The following is a 1,407-nucleotide window of genomic DNA, read 5'->3' as shown; positions in this document are numbered from 1 at the left end:
ATTTTTAGTTTTATCATTTGTTCCTTGGGGTGCAATTGCTCTACTTCCTTTTATAGATATATCCAAAGCGCAAGTCGCGGAGGCAACTACTTTTCTAATTATTTCTGGTGAACTGTTGTTTTGGGCTTCAATTGTTTTACTCGGCAAAGAGGTGTGGGAGAATATCAAAGGTAAATTTAAACGTAATGATAAAGGTGACGGAGGGATTAAATTTTAACCACCGAGGGATATTTTGGCTGCTGCCCTCTCTTGGATAATTGGGGGTAGTGTATACACTCATCTCAGTATAACGACCAACTACGCCACCAATTTTGACCCGGAATTAAAGCTATTCCATTGGTACAATGGAGAAGCAAAAATATTTGCCTGAAAAAGTACAATAGTAGAATATTATTGCATTCACTGAATCAACTCAGAGGGCGAAATGAATTGGAGCCCACATACGTTTATCCTATCGTGGAGGACTGGTTTTCTTATCGTCCTGCTACTGTTGAACGGCTGTACTGTTTTGCCAGATGACGAGGCAGCGTGGGTGCTGGAAGATCTGGCCAAACTTATCGGAGAGAGCCGCCTCAAGGAAGTCACGCCAACGCCCCTGCGCCGAGAGGTAGTCTATGTTGTGCAGGGTCGAACGTATCGGGGCGACTTGTACCAACCAGCGCAACCACCACTTGCCACGCTAGTCTTGACTCCTGGGCTAGTCGAGACAGGCAAGAACGATCCCCGCCTGATAGCTTTTGCCTCCACACTGGCCCGCGCCCGCTTTCTAGTGCTGGTGCCGGACCTGCCTAACCTGCGCGCGCTCAAGGTGCGATCAGAAGATGTGCAAGGTCTGGTGGATGCTTTTGTTCATTTGCTATCACGACCCGAATTACAAAGCCAGAGCCCTGCTGGGATCGGTGCTTTCAGCTATGCGGTGGGTCTAGCTGTACTGGCGGCGCTCGAGCCCTCGATCCGCAAACGGGTGGACTTCGTACTAGGTATCGGTGGCTATTATGACCTAGACCGAGTAGTCACCTTTTTTACCACTGGCTATTTCCAGAAAGAAGATCAGTGGCATTATCTGGAGCCCAACCGATATGGCAAGTGGGTGTTTGTACTCAGCAACGTCGATCGATTGCGCGCCCCCCAAGATCGTCTGGCGCTGCGAACCATGGCCAGGCGCAAGCTAAACGATCCACAGGCCCGGGTCGATGACTATCCGCACCAAATGTCCGGTGGACAACGCCAACGGGTCATGATTGCCATCGCCCTGGCGTGCGAACCGAAAATTTTGATCGCTGACGAACCGACAACAGCATTAGATGTTACCAATCAGGCACAACTCCTTGAACTTATGTCGGAATTACAAAATGACAATGGAATGGCTATCATCTTGATCACGCATGATTTAGGGGTTATTGCTGA

Annotated in this window: 2 protein-coding genes; both read left to right on the top strand. The window is 49.1% G+C overall.

Features of this window, described 5'->3' with window-relative positions; translation table 11 throughout:
• Window positions 1-217: transporter suffix domain-containing protein (locus tag AC3AYF_RS20985; RefSeq protein WP_487780405.1), on the top strand; the 217-nt coding region annotated here is incomplete at its 5' end.
• Window positions 218-532: 315 nt separating this feature from the next.
• The coding region (locus AC3AYF_RS20980) for an ATP-binding cassette domain-containing protein (RefSeq protein WP_487780404.1) at window positions 533-1,407 on the top strand (875 nt) is incomplete at its 3' end.

The organism is Salinicola sp., from assembly GCF_982684285.1.
Note: the sequence above shows the minus strand (reverse complement) of the source record. Positions and strands in the feature narration are given on the sequence as shown.